This window comes from Prevotella sp. HCN-7019 (assembly GCF_037890215.1).
Lineage (GTDB): Bacteria > Bacteroidota > Bacteroidia > Bacteroidales > Bacteroidaceae > Prevotella.
The window spans coordinates 833,356-850,062 of record NZ_JBBKBO010000001.1; the positions used below are offsets into that span (position 1 = coordinate 833,356).

11 protein-coding genes are annotated in these 16,707 nt (G+C 50.9%); 10 read left to right on the forward strand and 1 reads right to left on the reverse strand.

Annotation, left to right across the window (positions count from 1 at the left end; translation table 11 throughout):
* Positions 1 to 150: 150 nt before the first annotated feature.
* The 3 genes from infB to WKT13_RS02825 all read left to right on the forward strand — a co-directional run bounded on the left by infB (position 151) and on the right by WKT13_RS02825 (position 5,312).
* Positions 151 to 3,018 carry a translation initiation factor IF-2 gene (gene infB / locus WKT13_RS02815; RefSeq protein WP_340322727.1) on the forward strand — a complete coding sequence of 956 codons (2,868 nt, stop codon included), beginning with the start codon at positions 151 to 153 and terminating at the stop codon, positions 3,016 to 3,018.
* 506 nt (positions 3,019 to 3,524) lie between these two features.
* Positions 3,525 to 4,040: a lipocalin family protein gene (locus tag WKT13_RS02820; RefSeq protein ID WP_340322728.1), complete on the forward strand. Its 516-nt coding sequence runs from the start codon at positions 3,525 to 3,527 to the stop codon at positions 4,038 to 4,040.
* 69 nt (positions 4,041 to 4,109) lie between these two features.
* On the forward strand, positions 4,110 to 5,312 hold the full coding sequence (locus WKT13_RS02825) for a CotH kinase family protein (protein ID WP_340322729.1): 1,203 nt from the start codon (positions 4,110 to 4,112) through the stop codon (positions 5,310 to 5,312).
* A 164-nt stretch (positions 5,313 to 5,476) separates the two neighbouring features.
* Here WKT13_RS02825 and WKT13_RS02830 read toward each other — a convergent pair whose 3' ends face one another.
* Complete coding sequence (locus WKT13_RS02830) at positions 5,477 to 5,881, reverse strand: hypothetical protein (RefSeq protein WP_340322730.1); 405 nt, start codon at positions 5,879 to 5,881, stop codon at positions 5,477 to 5,479.
* 234 nt (positions 5,882 to 6,115) lie between these two features.
* Here WKT13_RS02830 and sufB point away from each other — a divergent pair, with 234 nt between their 5' ends.
* The 7 genes from sufB to WKT13_RS02865 all read left to right on the forward strand — a co-directional run bounded on the left by sufB (position 6,116) and on the right by WKT13_RS02865 (position 16,635).
* Positions 6,116 to 7,573, forward strand: a complete 1,458-nt coding sequence (gene sufB / locus WKT13_RS02835) for a Fe-S cluster assembly protein SufB (protein ID WP_340322731.1) — start codon at positions 6,116 to 6,118, stop codon at positions 7,571 to 7,573.
* A gap of 37 nt (positions 7,574 to 7,610) precedes the next feature.
* On the forward strand, positions 7,611 to 8,381 hold the full coding sequence (locus WKT13_RS02840) for a hypothetical protein (protein WP_340322732.1): 771 nt from the start codon (positions 7,611 to 7,613) through the stop codon (positions 8,379 to 8,381).
* A 27-nt stretch (positions 8,382 to 8,408) separates the two neighbouring features.
* Positions 8,409 to 9,164, forward strand: a complete 756-nt coding sequence (gene sufC / locus WKT13_RS02845) for a Fe-S cluster assembly ATPase SufC (RefSeq protein WP_298618099.1) — start codon at positions 8,409 to 8,411, stop codon at positions 9,162 to 9,164.
* Positions 9,165 to 9,166: 2 nt separating this feature from the next.
* Positions 9,167 to 10,510 carry a Fe-S cluster assembly protein SufD gene (gene sufD / locus WKT13_RS02850; RefSeq protein ID WP_340322733.1) on the forward strand — a complete coding sequence of 448 codons (1,344 nt, stop codon included), beginning with the start codon at positions 9,167 to 9,169 and terminating at the stop codon, positions 10,508 to 10,510.
* Between the two features lie 28 nt (positions 10,511 to 10,538).
* On the forward strand, positions 10,539 to 11,756 hold the full coding sequence (locus WKT13_RS02855) for an aminotransferase class V-fold PLP-dependent enzyme (protein ID WP_340322734.1): 1,218 nt from the start codon (positions 10,539 to 10,541) through the stop codon (positions 11,754 to 11,756).
* A gap of 10 nt (positions 11,757 to 11,766) precedes the next feature.
* Positions 11,767 to 13,521: a tetratricopeptide repeat protein gene (locus tag WKT13_RS02860; protein ID WP_340322735.1), complete on the forward strand. Its 1,755-nt coding sequence runs from the start codon at positions 11,767 to 11,769 to the stop codon at positions 13,519 to 13,521.
* A gap of 96 nt (positions 13,522 to 13,617) precedes the next feature.
* Positions 13,618 to 16,635 carry a CARDB domain-containing protein gene (locus WKT13_RS02865; protein ID WP_340322736.1) on the forward strand — a complete coding sequence of 1,006 codons (3,018 nt, stop codon included), beginning with the start codon at positions 13,618 to 13,620 and terminating at the stop codon, positions 16,633 to 16,635.
* Positions 16,636 to 16,707: the final 72 nt, after the last annotated feature.

Sequence of the window (16,707 nt, forward strand, 5' to 3'; positions counted from 1 at the left end):
GAGCGTGGTCCGCAAATGATGCGGGCTGCGCCTTGCAGTTATAAATCAGCTGATTAGTTATACGGATTTTAGAAGAAAGAATAGAGAAATGCATCGGTCGCGTCTGTTTGGCAAATACTTCGCGGCGTGTGCATCATGAAAAAATAAAATATGAGCATCAGGTTAAATAAAGCATTACGTGAATTGAATATCGGACTCCAGACGGCAGTGGAGTTCCTTGAAAAGAGAAGTGAACTGGGCGAAGTGAAGCCGGAACCGAGCTTTAAGCTCAACGACGAGCAGTATCAGGCCCTTATGCATGAGTTCCAGCAGGACAAGGAAGTAAGAACGCAGGCCGAAAAACTTCTGCTGAAGAAGCCGAAGGAGAAGAAGCGTGCGCAGGAACCGAAGGAACAGCGTGCGGAAAAACTTCTCACTGCTGCTAAACAGCAGCAATACAAGCCATTGGGCAAGATAGATCTCGACAGCATCAACAGACCGGCTGCCGCGAAGAACAGTTCTGCGCCTGATGCGGAAAAGGCTAAGGAACCCCAGGCTGTTGCCGTCAGTCAGGTGAAACCCGTTGAAGAGAAAGAACCTAAAGTAACAGAAACCATTGATGCTCCGGCAGCAGAAACAAAACCGGCTGCCGTCGATGCACCCGTTGAAGAAAGTGAAAAAAATAATACCGACAACGTGATTGAAGAAGCAAAACCGGAAAAGAATGTCGTGAAGGCAGAACCGGAAGTGGTGAAGACTGAGCCTGAGAAGAAGGAGGATGCTGAAAAACAGCATGCCGAAGAGGGCGCCAAGGCCACTACCACCATCTTTACGACCAAGAGTGAGAAGAAAATCCTGAATGCTCCTAAGGTGAATGTGCTCGGACGTATTGACCTCGACTCGCTCAATCAGAGCACACGTCCGAAGAAAAAGACAAAAGAGGAGAAACGCAAGGAGCGTGAGGAGAAAGTGATGCAGCAGCGTGGCGAGAAGAAGAAACGCGAGCGCATCAACAAGGTGAGAGTGGACATCAACGCCGCATCTCAGCAGGACATGCAGCGCGCTGCCGACAACAAGGCCGGCGCCGGAAAGAAAAAGAAGAACAAGAACCGTAATCATAAGCCCATCGAGGTGAATGAGGAGGACGTTGCACGCCAGGTTAAAGAGACGCTTGCAAGACTTACCAACAAGCAGAACCAGAACAAGAAAGGCGCCAAGTACCGTAAGGAGAAGCGTGAGGCAGTGCAGGAGAAGCTCAACGAGGAGCGTCTCGAGGAGCGCAAGGAGAGCAAGGTGCTCAAGCTGACCGAGTATGTCACCGTGAGCGAACTTGCCAACATGATGAACATCTCCGTCAACCAGGTCATCGGAACTCTTATGAGTGTCGGCATCATGGTGTCGATCAACCAGCGTCTGGATGCAGAGACCATCAACCTCGTGGCTGAGGAATTCGGATTCAAGACCGAATATGTGAGTGCCGAAGTGCAGGAAGCCATCACCGAGACTGAGGATGACGAGAACGACCTTGTGCCGCGTGCACCGATCGTTACAGTCATGGGTCACGTCGATCATGGTAAGACTTCGTTGCTCGACTACATACGCAAGACAAACGTTATCGCCGGTGAGGCGGGCGGTATCACACAGCACATCGGTGCCTATAACGTGAAACTGGAGGACGGACGACGCATAACCTTCCTCGATACTCCGGGACATGAGGCCTTCACAGCCATGCGTGCACGTGGTACACAGGTAACCGATATCGCCATCATCATCATCGCTGCGGACGACAGTGTGATGCCTACAACCAAAGAGGCCATTGCTCATGCACAGGCAGCCAACGTGCCGATGGTGTTTGCCATAAACAAGATTGATAAACCGGGAGCCAATCCCGACAAGATACGTGAGGACCTCGCCAACATGAATCTGCTTGTAGAGGAGTGGGGTGGAAAGTACCAGTGTCAGGAGATAAGCGCAAAGAAAGGTATCGGTGTGAAGGAGTTGCTCGAGAAGGTGCTGCTCGAAGCCGAGATGCTCGACCTCAAGGCAAATCCTGCGCGCAAGGCTACGGGTTCCATCATCGAGTCTTCACTCGACAAGGGCCGCGGCTATGTGTCAACCGTACTCGTGTCCAACGGTACGCTGAAAGTGGGCGACAATGTCATCGCAGGAACCAATTACGGCCGTATCAGAGCCATGTTCAACGAGCGTAACAGCCGTATAGAGAGTGCAGGACCGGCTGAACCGGCAATCATTCTCGGTCTGAACGGTGCGCCGACAGCCGGTGATACATTCCACGTTCTGGAGACTGAGCAGGAAGCTCGCGACATTGCCAACAAGCGTCTGCAGCTCCAGCGCGAGCAGGGACTTCGTACACAGAAGCGTCTTACGCTCTCCGATATCAGCCACCGCATCGCCCTTGGTTCTTTCAAAGAGCTCAACATCATTGTCAAGGGAGACACCGACGGAAGTATCGAAGCGCTCAGCGATTCGTTCATCAAGCTCTCTACAGAGAAGATCAAGGTGGATGTTATCTACAAGGCAGTGGGTCAGATCTCCGAAAGTGATGTCACACTGGCCGATGCTTCTGACGCCATCATCGTCGGCTTCCAGGTTCGTCCGTCAGCAGCAGCACGCAAACAGGCCGAGCAGGACGGTGTTGAAATCAACACATATTCTGTCATCTACGATGCCATCGACGACGTTAAGTCAGCCATGGAGGGTATGCTCGACAAGGTGAAGAAGGAAGTTGTGACCGGTCAGGTGGAAGTACGCGAGGTTTACAAGATATCAAAGGTCGGAACTGTTGCCGGTGCTTACGTCACAGAAGGAAAGGTTCACCGTACCGACCGCGCACGTGTCGTTCGCGACGGAATTGTGGTTCATACCGCAGATATCAATGCTCTGAAGCGTTACAAGGACGACGTTAAGGAAGTTGCAACCAACTTCGAGTGCGGTATCAGCCTTGTCAACTTCAATGATATTCAGGTTGGTGATATTCTCGAGACATTCACAGAGATTGAAGTACAGCAGAAACTCTGATCGGGAGTTCTGCACAAAGCAGACCGGAATTCATAGAATAACATCATACTTACACCGGGAAAGTGTCTTTAAAGGATGCTTTCCCGGTGTTTTTTATGCCTAAAAACCTGAAAAATATCCATTTCATCGGCTATCGTACCGGAGTATCCTGATTTTATATCACCACCGGATAACCTTCTTTTAATAGTGCGGCAATTATGGGAAATACAGTTTCTTGTTTCGCATGGAGGGCTGTGTGTAACACATATTACGCGGTTTCGCTGCAACATACGCCATTTTTTCATTATATTTGTAGAACGTAAGATGCAGTCCGTCCCGGCTGTTATACAAAACAGTATGTGCATTCCTGCTGCCATTGCATCAGCTTTTCCTCGTATCTGCAATGCGTAGTTGTCTGCCATAAGTGCTGGTCCGGTGTTGCAGGACAGATGTCTGCCGTACGCCATATGAGTAAAGTCTCTGTAATGTATGAACAATCGAGTATAATGTAAAAAAGATATTGGCTTATGAAAGGATTCTTTTCAAAACTTCTTGCACTTGTCGGATTCGGTGAGAAGGAAAACGAACTGTCGGTCGTTGATAATTCTACGGTGAAATCGCTCGATTTGAACCGTTTTAAGGGAATGTGGTTTGAGATTGCCCGTTACGACCATTTGTTCGAACGCGACATGACTCATGTCACGGCAACCTACACACTCAAGCCAGACGGAACCATCGACGTGCTCAACGACGGATACCGCAAAGGCATGCACAAAAGCATCAAGGGAAAGGCAAAAATGCCCGATTCCACCGAACCGGGCAAGCTGAAGGTATCGTTCTTTCTGTGGTTCTATGCCGACTATTATGTGTTCGACATCGCGCCTGACTACAGCTATGTGGTCATAGGAAGCAGTTCGCCCGACTATCTCTGGATAATGAGCCGCACGAGCAGTCTGCCCGATGAGACTATGCAGAAAATACTTTCAGATCTCCGTAGCCGTGGTTACGACACGTCGCGTCTCATTAACGTCAAGCAGGTTTAGCTCATGCATACGGCCGGAATGTTCCTCCTGTGGTTCTCGCGTGCTTCTTTTGTTATGCGCGTGTGCTTTATGTCTGTCTTTTTTCTTGTGTTCACGGTTTCGGCAAAGGCCGGCAACCTGCCGGTGATATATATCGACACGCCTGACTCTTCGACCATAACATCGCGTGATGTATGGACAAAAGACTGTCTTGTAAGGATAGTTCTGCCCGATGGAACCGTGGATTTTTGCTCACAGAACGTCGATATCAAGGGGCGTGGACATTCCACGTTTGCCAAACCGAAGAAACCGTATGCAATAAAGCTCGACGGCCGTCACTCTATTCTCGGCATGGCTCCCGGCAAGCGTTGGGCTCTGCTTGCCAATTTCATGGACCACAGTCTGCTGCGCAATATGCTCGCCCTCGAGGTGGCGCGCCGTACGTCGCTGGCCTGGACTCCCGACTGCCGGCCTGTCGATGTGGTGGTTAACGGCCGGCCACAGGGATGCTATCTGCTTTGCGAGCAGGTGAGAGTTGCGCGCAACCGCGTTGAAATCGACGAAAACCGCGGTTTCCTTTTCGAACTAGATAGCTACGATGACGGCGATCCACGTTTCGTTACTGCATGCCGCCGACTGCCGGTCAACATCAAATCGCCCGACCCTCTGACTGAAGAAATGAAGGAAAAGGTGCGCCTTATGTTCGATGAAATCGAGCAAAAGCTCTATTCTCCACATCCGGATATGCGCGAAATATACGATAAATATATCGATGCCGAATCGTTCGCTGACTGGTGGCTGGTGCACGAGATAGCACAGAATGCCGAACCGAACGGACCGCGCAGCTGCTACATGTATTGCGATGAAGGCGGCAGGCTGACTGCCGGGCCGGTTTGGGATTTCGATCTTGCTTTCATCACCGTGGGAGTGGACGCCGGAGGCGACTTGCGTCCGGCGCGTCTCAACCGTAAAGACGTGCGACTGCTCACCACCGACAGTCTTTACAACCGCAACGCGTTGTGGTACAACCGTCTGCTGTCTGATCCTGATTTTGTTGCCATTGTGAAGCGTCGCTGGCAGGAACTGAAGTTACAAATCCCCGATGTAATCGCCCGTTTTGACAGTTGGCGCACTATGATTGAGCCTTCCGCCATTGCCGACGAGCACATGTGGGCGGCGCACGATCCCGCCCGTTTCGACACGTTCATAACCTTCCGCTCATCTTCTGAAAACCTCAGACGGACATTTCTTGAGCGCGTCAGCCGTATGGATAGTCTGATAGAATCGCTCTGACTGTGCAACACTGAGGCCGGGGATCGTGCTGCGCCCAACGTCGACAGGAGTAAGACTGAAGCTGTAACCGTAGCTTTTAATAGTTCAGGGATCGGGTTACCAAACGGTTGCCTTATGTTCTGATATCCCGTTGAAATCGTTTGTTTTTGCATAAATATACAAATTCAAAAGTAAAAAATTTTGACAAAAATTTTTCGCGAAATAGAAATTTGAGAACACTCTGAGGCTTGCAAAATGGTGCTTTCTGCATCGCCGCGTCGTCGCGGAATTTTGTCGGCGCAGCTCAATTTTCGAAGGTGGTTTGCGAAAATGCCTTTATGACGGTGCGAAACAGTCTGTTCCACACCACAAAACAGACTGTATTGGGGCGTGATATGGGCCGTTTTGCATGCCGGAATGGCCTCTTTTGCATTGCATTCCGGATGTTGTTGTTTTGTAGTTTTGTTTAATATGTTGTGTGACAACGCGTTACGTAACCCTCTCAAAACTCGCGAATTTGCGACCGGACGGACGCCTGCTCGCAAATATTCGATTCTCGTGAAGATATCGATGTATAAATATTCATTCATGTTTCTTATTCCTGCATATTTATGCAGTTTCTCTTTTGAAGTTCCTGTCCGCCTTCATTGACGTCCGTGTAAAAGTCGGTGCGCATGGTGTCTTTTTCCTGTGACGTGTCAGGCGAGCCGTCAACACATTGATTTTTATTGAAATACTTATGTACAGTATTTATTTTTTATTATCTTTGCACGATATAAACAAATGCCGGAAGGGAAGGTTTCCGCGACCGGCCGTGTGAAAAGATGGATAGCAAAAACAACAATCAGAATGAATTTGTGCGCAAGGTGGCCGAGCAGAAATATGCTTTCGGCTTCACCACTGACGTACATACGGATATAATAGACAAAGGACTTAACGAGGACGTGGTGCGTCTCATTTCGCAGAAGAAGGGCGAACCAGATTGGATGCTCGACTTCCGCCTCAAGGCATTTGAGTTCTGGAAGACGCAGAAGCAGCCGTCGTGGGGACATCTCCATCTGCCGGAGATAGACTATCAGGCCATTTCCTATTATGCCGACCCGATGGCAAAGAAGAAGGACGACGGCAAGAAGGAGATAGACCCGGAGCTGATGAAGACGTTCGACAAGCTGGGTATTCCGCTCGAGGAGCGTCTGGCACTGAGCGGAGTGGCTGTGGATGCCATCATGGACTCGGTGTCGGTGAAGACCACGTTCAAGGAGAAACTGGCCGAGAAGGGCATCATATTCTGCTCGATAGGCGACGCCATAAAGAATCATCCCGACCTCGTTCGCGAGTATCTTGGTTCTGTCGTGCCCTATCGCGACAACTTCTTCGCAGCGCTCAACAGCGCTGTGTTCAGCGACGGATCGTTCGTATATATCCCCAAAGGCGTGCGCTGTCCGATGGAGTTGAGCTCATATTTCCGCATCAACGCCCGCAATACGGGTCAGTTTGAACGCACACTGATAGTGGCCGACGACTCATCCTACGTGTCGTATCTCGAAGGATGCACCGCCCCGATGCGCGACGAGAACCAGCTGCACGCCGCAATTGTGGAGATAGTGGTGAAGGACAACGCCGAGGTGAAATACTCAACCGTACAGAACTGGTATCCGGGCGACGAGAACGGACGCGGCGGTGTGTACAACCTTGTGACCAAACGCGGCGACCTGCGCGGCGTAAACTCCAAACTGTCGTGGACACAGGTGGAGACCGGTTCGGCCATAACGTGGAAGTATCCGTCGTGCGTACTGCGCGGCGACAACTCGCAGGCCGAGTTCTACAGTGTGGCTGTTACGAACCATTATCAGCAGGCCGACACCGGCACAAAGATGATACACATGGGCAAGAACACCCGCAGCACAATCATAAGCAAGGGCATCAGCGCCGGACACAGCCAGAACTCTTACCGCGGACTGGTGAGAGCCACGGCCGGAGCCGACAATGCTCGCAACTACAGCTCGTGCGACAGTCTGCTGCTCGGAAGCGAGTGCGGCGCGCATACATTCCCTTATATGGACATACACAACGACACGGCGGTGGTGGAACACGAGGCCACGACGAGCAAGATAAGCGAGGACCAGCTGTTCTACTGCAACCAGCGAGGCATCTCTACCGAGCATGCCATCGGACTGATAGTGAACGGCTACGCCAAGGAAGTGCTCAATAAGCTGCCTATGGAGTTCGCCGTAGAGGCTCAGAAGCTGCTCAGCGTATCGCTTGAGGGCACCGTGGGCTGATACATATTTTCTATATTACCGTAAAACGATTTTCAATATGAGAATAACAGGTGCTGCTGTTTTGATACTCGTTATGTGTATGGTTGCCTCCGACATGAGGGCGCAGGACGATGTCACAAGACGTTGGGCCTTCGATATAAGGATAAGTCCGGTGAAGCCGGTCGTATCGCTCAACGAGACGCCATCAAAGCAATATGACCCGATAAGATCGGGTGGAGGACCGAATTTCTCGGCACATCTCGAATATTTCATACCGCATACAGGTTTCTCGCTTGTGGGCGGTTATGATCAGGAGACGATGGATTTCTTTGCGGGTGACGTGTCCGCGGAGTTATCGCAGATAATGTTCGGTGGCAGATGGTATTTCCTTTCGCCCAGCAGTCCGCTGCAACCATACCTCGGAGCAGGCACCTATTGGAATGTGGCAGGACGTAAGTCGTCGGGAACAATGAGTATGTCCGGCTCGCAAAACTATGAGCGGAACTATCGCGTCAGCTGTCCGTTGTTGAGCGTGGCGCCATCTGTCGGGCTCGATGTCTATTTCTTCTCGTGTCTGGCTGTGGAACTTGACTACGGTTTCCGTTTCGCTATTGACGGCCGTACTACGACAGAGACAAAATACAACGGTGACGGACAGACCTATGCCGTGCGCTCCCCGATGCACCGCCACGCCTTTTCGGCTGGACTGAAAGCTTCGTTCCCGTTCCGCTTCACGGGCAGCGATTTCAGTGGTTTGCTCGATTCCATATTGGGGATAGAGCGTAGCGGAGGCAGCAAAAAGGTAAAATTAAATTTGGATAATTATTAAACACTTACGTCAGAAATACAAACAGTTATGTTAGAGATAAAAGACTTGCATGCCAAAATAGGCGATAAAGAAATATTGAAAGGTATCAACCTTACGATAAAGGACGGCGAAACACACGCCATAATGGGCCCAAACGGTTCGGGAAAATCTACTCTCAGCGCGGTACTTACGGGCAATCCGCTCTATGAGGTGACCGCCGGCACGGCCTTCTTCAACGGCAAGAACCTGCTGGAGATGAAGCCGGAGGAGCGCGCCAACGAAGGAATATTCCTTTCGTTCCAGTATCCTGTGGAAATACCGGGCGTGTCGATGACCAACTTCCTGAAGACCGCCGTCAACGAGAAACGCAAGTATCAGGGGCTGCCGGAGCTGAAGACTGCCGACTTCCTGAAGCTCATGAACGAGAAACGCAAGATTGTTGAACTCGACAGCAAATTCACACGCCGTTCGGTGAATGAAGGATTCAGCGGCGGAGAAAAGAAGCGCAACGAGATATTCCAGATGGCAATGCTTGAACCGAAGCTCGCCATTCTCGACGAGACTGACTCGGGTCTGGATGTCGATGCGCTGCGCATCGTAGCCGAAGGTGTAAACAAACTGAAGACACCGGAGTCGAGTACAATCGTCATAACCCACTATGAGCGTCTGCTCGATATTATCAAACCCGATGTGGTTCACGTGCTCTATAAGGGTCGCATAGTCAAGACCGCCGGACCGGAACTGTCTAAGGAAATTGAGGAAAGAGGCTACGACTGGATCAAGGCTGAAATCGGAGAGGAGTGATTATGGGAAGTGAGAAACAGTATATAGACCTTTACAATTCGGGACGCGACGCGTTGTTCGGCCATAGTGCCGCAGCTCTCAACGCTGTGCGCGATAAGGCCTTCGACGACTTCTGCCGTCTCGGATTTCCCACACGTAAGGTGGAGAAATACAAATACACCGACATCAGCGAGATATTCAGTCCTGACTACGGTCTCAATCTCAATCGTCTGGACATTCCTGTGAATCCTTACGACGCTTTCCGCTGCGACGTTCCGAACCTCAGCACGTCGCTCTATTTTGTGGTGAACGACGCTTTTTACAGCCGTCTGCTGCCCAAGTCTTCGCTTCCCGAAGGCGTGTATGTGGGCTCACTTAACGCTTATGCCGCTGAAAATCCAGATTTCATCGCCAGATATTATGCCCGCATTGCCCGCACTGATGCCGATGCCGTGACAGCACTCAACACCATGTTGGCCCAGGACGGACTGCTCGTCCACGTGCCGCGCAACGTGAAGGTGGAGCGCGCCATACAGGTGATAAACATTCTTCGCGCCGATGTCGATCTGATGGTCAACCGCCGTGTGCTCATCGTTCTTGACGAAGGAGCAGAGGCCAAACTGCTTTTCTGCGACCATACTGCCGACGAACGCCGGTTCCTCGCCACTCAGGTGACGGAGGCTTATGTCGGAGCCAATGCGTCGCTCGAGCTTTATTGCATGGAGGAGACACACCATCTGAACAATCGTGTGAGCAATGTCTATATCGATCAGCAGGCAGACAGCCGTGTGAGCCACAACGTCATAACCCTGCACAACGGTGTGACGCGCAACTGTTTGGAGCTTGCTCTTCGCGGTCAGGGCGCTGAATGCAACGTCAACGGATTCGTCATCGCCGACAAGAACCAGCATATCGACAACAACACTCTCATCGATCATCAGGCGTCGCATTGCACGAGTCATGAGCTCTACAAGTATGTGCTCGACGGCCATTCCACCGGTGCTTTCGCCGGAAAGGTGCTTGTTCGTGAGGGTGCTCAGAAGACAGTGTCCGACGAAGTCAACCGCAACCTGTGCGCCACAAAGGAAGCACGCATGTACACTCAGCCTATGCTCGAGATTTATGCCGACGATGTGAAATGCTCTCACGGTTCTACTGTAGGCCAGCTCAACGATGCGGCGCTGTTCTATATGCGCCAGCGCGGTATCTCGGTTAAGGAAGCCCGTCTGCTGCTCGAGTTCGCCTTCATCAACGAAGTGGTCGACAAGATTACGCTCGAACCGCTGCGCGACCGTCTGCATTATCTCGTGGAGAAACGCTTCCGCGGCGAATTGTGCAAGTGCGAGGGCTGCCGTCTGTGCAAATAAAATATGTTCCAATCATAAAAACAAAATCATGGCATACGATGTAAACACCATCCGCAAGGATTTTCCGATACTTTCCACCACTGTCTATGATAAGCCGTTGGTCTATCTCGACAATGCCGCCACGACGCAGAAACCGCTTTGTGTGCTCGACGCCATGCGCCATGAGTATCTCAATGCCAACGCCAATGTGCACCGTGGAGTGCACTATCTGTCGCAGCAGGCTACCGAACTGCATGAGGCAGCGCGCGAGACGGTACGTAGTTTCATCAATGCCGGCAAGACTGAGGAGGTGATATTCACCCGCGGAACTACCGAGAGCATCAATCTCGTGGCATCCTCTTTCTGCGACGCATTTATGAAGGAGGGCGATGAAATCATCGTTTCCATGATGGAACATCATTCAAACATCGTGCCGTGGCAGATTCAGGCTGCTCGTCGAGGCATTGCCGTTAAGGTGATACCTATTAACGATAAGGGCGAGCTCGACATGGAAGCGTATGCCGGTCTGTTCACCGAACGCACGAAGATTGTAAGTGTAGCCCATGTGAGCAACGTTCTCGGAACGGTAAATCCGGTGAAGGACATCATACGTATTGCCCACGAATACGACGTGCCGGTGCTTATAGACGGTGCGCAGAGCACGCCGCATTTCAAGGTGGACGTGCAGGATATGGATTGCGATTTCTTCGCTTTCAGTGGACATAAGATATATGGTCCTACCGGCATAGGTGTGCTTTATGGTAAGGAGAAATGGCTCGACCGCATGCCGCCATATCAGGGTGGAGGCGAGATGATAGAAAGCGTGACTTTCGAGAAAACCGTTTTTGAACATCTTCCGTTCAAGTTTGAGGCCGGAACTCCCGATTACGTGGCCACCCGCGGACTTGCCGTGGCACTCGATTACGTGAACGGAATAGGTATTGATAACATCTCTGCGCACGAACGTGAGCTGACGTCTTATTGTATGGAACAGATGCGCACTATCGATGAAATCGCGCTTTTCGGCACGTCGGAGCATAAAGATGCTGTTGTATCGTTCCTCGTCGGCAACATCCATCATCTGGATATGGGCACCTTGCTCGACCGTCTCGGCATAGCTGTGCGTACCGGTCATCACTGCGCACAGCCTGTGATGCAACACTACGGAATACAGGGCACTGTGCGCGCGTCCTTCGCCATGTACAACACGAAGGAGGAAATCGACGCGCTGGTAGAAGGTGTCAGACGTGTGAGCCGTATGTTCTGAGTTTCTGAAAATGATTCCGCTTTTTCACGAAAAACTAAATTCTATCTGTTGTTACGACTCTTTCCGTCGTGCAGGAAAGTGTCGTAACATTGTTGTAAGGTATTGTAAAGGACTGTCATTCTCGGTTGTTTTCATTCTTTTTTTCTTCATTCCATCGGTTCTTCCGGCAGAGCCAGTTCAGAGCGAGGGTCATCGTACTTATCTCAAGGCGCTTTCGCTGACCGAACACGGACAGAATGCCAAGGCGCTGTTTCTGCTTAACCGCCTTTCGGACAGTCTGTCAATGACAGGCAAGGGCCATTCTGACATAAAACTACTCATGGATGTCAACCGTCTGAGAGCGGAAAATTATCAGTCGCTTGGAGACCTGGACAAGGCACTGCGCCTGTATCGCAGTGCGATGAAAATGGCCAAATCGTTGTCTGACGACCGCAGTTACGCACGTCTGTGCAACGATATCTTCGGTATATATTATTCTTCCCGACGTTTTTCCGATGCTGTGGATCTGCTACGGCGTGCTCTTAAGATAAACATATCTTTAAACGATTCTGCCAGTATACGCAACAATTATAATAATCTTGGACTTGTATTTTACGACCGGAAAAAGTACAGAGAAGCGCTCTGTTACATGGACAGTGCCTTCAGATATACATCGTCCGGTGACAGGCTCGGGCAGTCGTTGATATACACAAATCGTGCCGAAGTGTTCTGCAAGCAGGGCAATTATGCACGTGCAGAGGCTGAACTGTCGAAAGCATCACGCCTTCAGACCGGATTGAAATTCAATCCTGACATACTTCAGACAATGCTTAACACAGCCTATGTCAAGGCTTTGCTCGGCAAAGAGAGTGATGCTCGCCGTACGGTAAAGCTCATTCATGCCCGTCTGCCAGAAACTCCGCTCACGGTACAGACACGTTCCTATAGGCAACTTACCGACATATCGTTCATTCTTGGCGATTCCATCGAGGCATTGCACAATATTCTGAAGTATGAGGAAACGGGTGATTCTGTTTGGCGTGACAATAGCGACGAGCAGTTGCGGCAGCTTCTTGTAGCCTACGACTCCGAACGTCTGAAAAACATGAACAGCAGTCTGGAGGCATCGGTTGATATTTATCGAACCATTGCAAGCCGTCGTACGCTCATGGTATGCATCGTAGCCGTGTTTCTTGTTATACTTGCTGTGCTCATTGTTCTGCTTTTGTTGCGCATCCGTGCCGATCGACGCAAGAACCGGCTGATAAATCTCCAGCGTGACAGACTGCTGCTTTATGAACAGCGTGAGCACGAAAGACGCCAGCGGGAAATGAACCACCAGCTGGACAGCAAGAACCGACAGCTCACTACTTACACTATAGATCTTGCATCGATAAGCGAATTCCATCGCAAATTATGCGACGAATTAACTGAAGTTCGCGATGGAATGGCAAAAAACAAGAACCTGGACCACACAAAGCTCAACGAGATAATACACGCCCTGCATCATTATAACGATAAACCTGTGAGCGAGGATTTCAGAGTGTATTTCGATGAAGTGCACCCAGATTTTCTCAATCGTCTGTCGCAGCTTTATCCCAATCTCAGTAAGATAGACTTGCGTCTGTGCGCCTATCTGCACATAGGTATGTCAACAAAGGAAATTTCCGCTCTTACCTGTCGCGAAGTACGGAGTGTCGAGTCGTCGCGTCATCGACTGCGTAAGAAACTCGGTGTGCCTCCGGGTGTGAGTATTCACGAATTTCTTGCCGATATTGCGGGATAACGATATATATGCAGTGGTAATGCAGTGGTGCCGGACATCTGCATAAAAAGGGAATTAATGTAATTTTGTGACGTTAATTCTTTAAAAGTAAAGCAAATGTACAGAATTCCACGCTTTTTTATTAAAAGACACCTGTTTGTGGCTTTCCTGGCTCTGGCTGCAAGCGGTGCCCGTGCCGATAGCGGTGATGTGGTGTTTGGAGAGACTTTCGACACCGAAGACGATTTTGCCCGCTGGACACTTGTTGACAACAACGGCGGACGCACATGGGAATTTCTCAACGGTGCGGCGGCCTACATGTTGGATTATCAGACCGGCCTGCCGGGCGATGACTGGTGCATCTCTCCGGAGTTCCATCTTTCTGCCGGAAGAGTGTACGAACTGAAGTTCTATCTTGGAATAAATTCGATGCCGGAAAATCTGAAGGTTTTTCTTGGTACTTCATCCGAACCTTCAACATTCACCAAAGAGCTTGCCGATTATAATAATGTCACTTCTTCAGACTCCGGAACCAAGACGCTGAAGATATATGTCAACGCTGACGGAAACTACCGTCTGGGCTTTTACGCATACAGTCAGCCGAATATGCATCGTATAGACATAGATAATGTGTCTGTGACGGACATCGCTTCGGCAGGTGTGCCTGGTGCAGTTGCAGGTCTGACAGTTGTTCCGGCGGAGCTTGGTGGTATGTCGGCCGATCTGTCGTTTGTGGCTCCTGACGTTACTGCCACAGACGAGACGCTGACAGCAAATGTTGATATCAACATCTATCGCAATGGCGGCGAAGAGCCTGTAAAGACATACAAAGATGTGAAACCAGGCGCACCGTTGACCTGGAAAGACACAGAACCTGCCCACGGATTCAACACCTATCGTGTTGTAGCAGCAAATGCAGAGGGCGAGGGTGCTGCTTCCGAACAGAAAGTTTTCGTAGGACTCGACACTCCGGTGGCTGCCACCAACGCCGTGGCAAAACTCAATGCAGACAAGAGCGTCACTGTTACGTGGACTGCTCCGGCTGCTTCGGTCAACGGCGGATACGTTGATTTCGACAACATGACATACACTATATCCCGTGGTGATGAGGTGATTGCAACTTCGCACAAGGGTGAGAGCTATACAGACAAGGTTCCCGTGGAGCACGGCCAGGCTCTTGTGGCTTACACCATTACGCCTGTCGCAGGCGGACAGAGTGGTGAACCGGTTGTGTCATCGTCGGTTCTGAGTGGTGTTCCGCTTGTGTTCCCCTACAAAGAATCGTTTGCCGGACAGAAGCCAGTTGTTCCATGGTATGTTGATGGAACTGTAGCCGACTTCGAATGGCATACCATCGGTGACGATGAAATGGGCGAATTTGAAGAGGTTATGACGCAGGACAGCGACAATGGAATGATAGTTGCCGAGTCCAAATATGCTGATTATGGCGCTCGTTCGCGCTATGTGTCGCCGCTCATCGATCTTTCCGGTGCAGTAAATCCCGAACTCCGCTTCTGGTTCTACAAGGCCCGCAGTCCATGGTATGACCCGGAGTGGGACGGAGAAGTGAACGACCGCCTGCAGGTTCAGATATCTTTCGATGGCGGCGAATGGCAGGACATCGACAATGCGGTGTTCTATCAGAACGAGAATTCCGACGGATGGGTAGAGTGTGTTGTCAATCTGCCGAAGCAGGAAGCATCGTTTGTGAATATCGGATTGCTCGCTACGACCGAAGCTGATGCCGGAGCATATCGAAATATGTATGTTGACAACATAAGCATTGACGAATCCGAATATGTCAATGACCTTGCCATCACATCGTTCACGGTCGACAATAAGCGTGCCGGCATAGGCGATGAAGTGACTTATACAGCCTCTGTCTTCAACCGTGGTGGTAACACAGCCGCAGGCTATAAGGTTGATTTCGTGTGCGACGGTGAGGTTGTGGCCACGGCCGACGGAGCTGATGTCGAGCCGGCCAATACCGTAAACGTCACATATAAGGTAAAAGCCACACCGGCCGATGCCGTTGCCGACAGCCACGAATGGCAGGCTGTCGTGAAGTATGATGCCGATGAATTCGACGGAAATAACGCTTCCGAGACACTTTCCACATCTGTGCGCCGCTCCGATCTTCCTGTTGTTGACGGACTTTCTGCTACAGGAACGCCCGGTAATGCATCGCTCACATGGAATGCTGCCGCCTCAATCCCGGCTGTGGAGCATGGCGAAATGCAGACTGTGACCGACGATTTCGAGGATTACGAGCCGTTCATCATCGACAATATCGGTCTGTGGAACGTTTACGACGCAGACAAATCGACCACCATGGTGTCGCCCCGTATCCCCAACAGCTACGAGCATCAGGGCGAGCCGATGGCCTTCCAGGTGTTCAATATTGAACAGGCAGGTGTATGGGTTGATGGCAACATGGATGACGCCTTTATGCCAGTGAACGATGCAAGCAGCCAGATGCTTGTGTGTCCATCTGTCGACTGGCCTGCCGAAAACGACGACTGGCTCATCACTCCGCGCCTCGACGGCCGTCAGCAGACAATATCGTTCTATGCCAAGGCCGCTACATACGATAGCGAATGGATAAACGTATATTACTCTACGACAGACAACCACCACGACAGCTTCGTCAAACTGAACGAAGACGACCACATCGCCGTTAGTGACGGATGGCGTAAGTACACATACACCGTGCCAGAAGGCGCGCGCTATTTCGCCGTACGATGTGTACGCCGCGTGGTGATGCTAATGATCGACGACTTCACATATGCTCCTTATGACGGCAGCCAGGAAGCAGCAGAACTGCTCGGCTACAACGTCTATCGCGACAATGTCAAGATAAATACAGAGCTTGTGACCACCAATAAGTTCACCGACACCGAAGCTGGACATTCCGAAGCCGTATATACGGTTACGGCAGTTTACGACAGCGGTGAGAGCGCTTACTCCAACGAGGCTGTGCTCACAACCAACGGTATCAGCCGTCCAGATGCTGACGCCACGGCTACTGAAAGTGCGCGCTATGCCATTGACGGCCGCCGCCTCGATGCGCCTGAGCGTGGTGTGAACATTGTAAGAATGACCGATGGAAAGGTACGTAAAGTTATTGTGAGATAAAGCAAATGCGTTAATAGCAGGATGGGGAGCTCGCCGTGAGGCGGGTTCCCTGTTTCGTTTTTACAGGAACGG

Excerpts from the sequence above, each read along its gene's own strand:
- WKT13_RS02840 (WP_340322732.1), top strand. The coding sequence starts at position 7,611 with ATGAGAATAACAGGTGCTGCTGTTTTGATACTCGTTATGTGTATGGTT.
- sufB (WP_340322731.1), top strand. The coding sequence starts at position 6,116 with ATGGATAGCAAAAACAACAATCAGAATGAATTTGTGCGCAAGGTGGCC.
- sufD (WP_340322733.1), top strand. The coding sequence starts at position 9,167 with ATGGGAAGTGAGAAACAGTATATAGACCTTTACAATTCGGGACGCGAC.
- WKT13_RS02860 (WP_340322735.1), top strand. The coding sequence starts at position 11,767 with ATGATTCCGCTTTTTCACGAAAAACTAAATTCTATCTGTTGTTACGAC.
- WKT13_RS02820 (WP_340322728.1), top strand. The coding sequence starts at position 3,525 with ATGAAAGGATTCTTTTCAAAACTTCTTGCACTTGTCGGATTCGGTGAG.
- WKT13_RS02855 (WP_340322734.1), top strand. The coding sequence starts at position 10,539 with ATGGCATACGATGTAAACACCATCCGCAAGGATTTTCCGATACTTTCC.
- WKT13_RS02830 (WP_340322730.1), bottom strand. The coding sequence starts at position 5,881 with ATGAATGAATATTTATACATCGATATCTTCACGAGAATCGAATATTTG.
- sufC (WP_298618099.1), top strand. The coding sequence starts at position 8,409 with ATGTTAGAGATAAAAGACTTGCATGCCAAAATAGGCGATAAAGAAATA.
- WKT13_RS02865 (WP_340322736.1), top strand. The coding sequence starts at position 13,618 with ATGTACAGAATTCCACGCTTTTTTATTAAAAGACACCTGTTTGTGGCT.
- infB (WP_340322727.1), top strand. The coding sequence starts at position 151 with ATGAGCATCAGGTTAAATAAAGCATTACGTGAATTGAATATCGGACTC.
- WKT13_RS02825 (WP_340322729.1), top strand. The coding sequence starts at position 4,110 with ATGTCTGTCTTTTTTCTTGTGTTCACGGTTTCGGCAAAGGCCGGCAAC.